Annotated in this window: 2 protein-coding genes; one reads left to right on the top strand and one right to left on the bottom strand. The window is 62.5% G+C overall.

The features are described from left to right. Positions 1 to 107 precede the first annotated feature (107 nt). On the bottom strand, positions 108 to 857 hold the full coding sequence (locus JCM25156_RS15895) for a dienelactone hydrolase family protein (protein WP_025813876.1): 750 nt from the start codon (positions 855 to 857) through the stop codon (positions 108 to 110). 206 nt (positions 858 to 1,063) lie between these two features. Here JCM25156_RS15895 and JCM25156_RS15890 point away from each other — a divergent pair. Further along, positions 1,064 to 1,650: GntT/GntP/DsdX family permease (locus JCM25156_RS15890; protein WP_025813875.1), on the top strand; the 587-nt coding region annotated here is incomplete at its 3' end.

Genomic DNA, 1,650 nt, shown 5'->3' with positions numbered 1-1,650 from the left:
GCAGGTGCGCAGGCTGCGCGAGCATGACCCCGCCATCTGCCTGCGCCTGTTCCGCTTCAACCGTGAAACGGGGCTGGCCATCGCCCTCGCCCTGCTGGCGGGCGCCCTTACGCGCTGAGATGCAGGATACGGCCCAGGAACCGGCGGGTCATGTCCATGCCCAGCAGGAAGAGCGCCGGATCGAAACGCGGCCCCTCATCACGCAGGAAGGCGTGCTGGGCGTTGAATTCATGCCATTCATAACGGGTGTCCGCCTGTTCCAGCGCCTCACGGATCGTCTGCCGCCCCGCGAACGGCACATGCGGATCCTGCCGCCCCCAGACCAGCATGACCTCACCCCGTAGCGCCGCCACCCGCGCCAGCGTGTCGTCATGCTGGCCATGACCGAGCGTGCGGGAATGAATATCGGTGGCGTAGAAACACACGCTTGCCCGCACACGGGAATCGAAGGCCGCGCGAAAGGCGAGATGCCCGCCAAGACAGACCCCCATCGTGGCCAGCGCGCCGGTGCAGTGCGGATAGACCGCCAGCCAGTCCAGCGCCGCGCGGGCATCGTGATCGTAGGCCGCCAGCGGTTTTTCATATTTCAGGAAATTGCCGCGATCCGTTCCGGGCCTGTCGTACGCCAGAACGGTACCGGCGGGTTCATATTCATGATACACCTCCGGCACGCACACAACGTAGCCCTGCCCCGCCAGCATCACCGCAAGCCTGCGGATCGGGGCCGTGACCTGATAGATTTCGGAAAAAAGGACAATCCCGGGAAAACGCCCCGCAATGGCGGGCCGGTGGATATGCATCCGCATCATGCCCGATGGCGTTGGGATATCGGCCGTCTCATCGGAATGGATAATCATGGCTGTGATCCTGTGTCGTGACGCAAAGGCGCACGATAACAGCTCAGGCGCGGCCTACCGAGGGAAATGGGTAAGGAAAATGTGTAATATCAGGTCTGAAATATAGGGCGTTTTTGTTCAATTATTGCGCAAAAAAGAGCTTCATGCGTTGACATATCCGTTCATCGACGTCCTGTATGGGGCATGATTTTGTTACAGAAACCATAATGTCATCGCTTTTTGCATTCTCCCTCGCCACGCTGGCGATCATCTCCGTCATCGTGCTGATCGCCCGGTTCAAGATCAACCCGTTCATCGTACTTTTCGCGGTATCGCTTGGGCTGGCGCTGTGCGCGGGCATGCCACCGCAGATGGCCATCACCTCGTTCGAGACGGGCGCTGGCCGCGTGCTCGGCCACGTGGCTACCGTGATCGCGCTGGGCACGATGCTGGGCAAGATGCTGGCGGAATCGGGCGGGGCGGACAGAATCGCCGTCACGATCACCCATCTGGCGGGCAGGAAACGCATTAGCTGGGCCATGATGGTCATCGGCCTGCTGGTCGGGCTGCCCGTGTTCTTTGAAGTCGGCTTCGTGCTGCTGATCCCGCTGGCCTTCACGCTGGCGCGGCGCACCAACGTGCCGCTGCTCATGCTGGCCCTGCCGCTGGGGGCCGCGCTGTCGGTCACGCACGCCATGATCCCGCCGCATCCGGCCACGTTGCTGGCGCTTTCGGCCTATCATGCGGATATCGGACGCACGATCCTGTGGGGCATCATCATTGGCACGCCCGTCGCGGCGATCGCCGGGCCGGT

The organism is Komagataeibacter kakiaceti JCM 25156, from assembly GCF_000613305.1.
Note: the sequence above shows the minus strand (reverse complement) of the source record. Positions and strands in the feature narration are given on the sequence as shown.

Coding starts and splice junctions, on each gene's coding strand:
- JCM25156_RS15895 (WP_025813876.1), bottom strand. CDS start 857: ATGATTATCCATTCCGATGAGACGGCCGATATCCCAACGCCATCGGGC.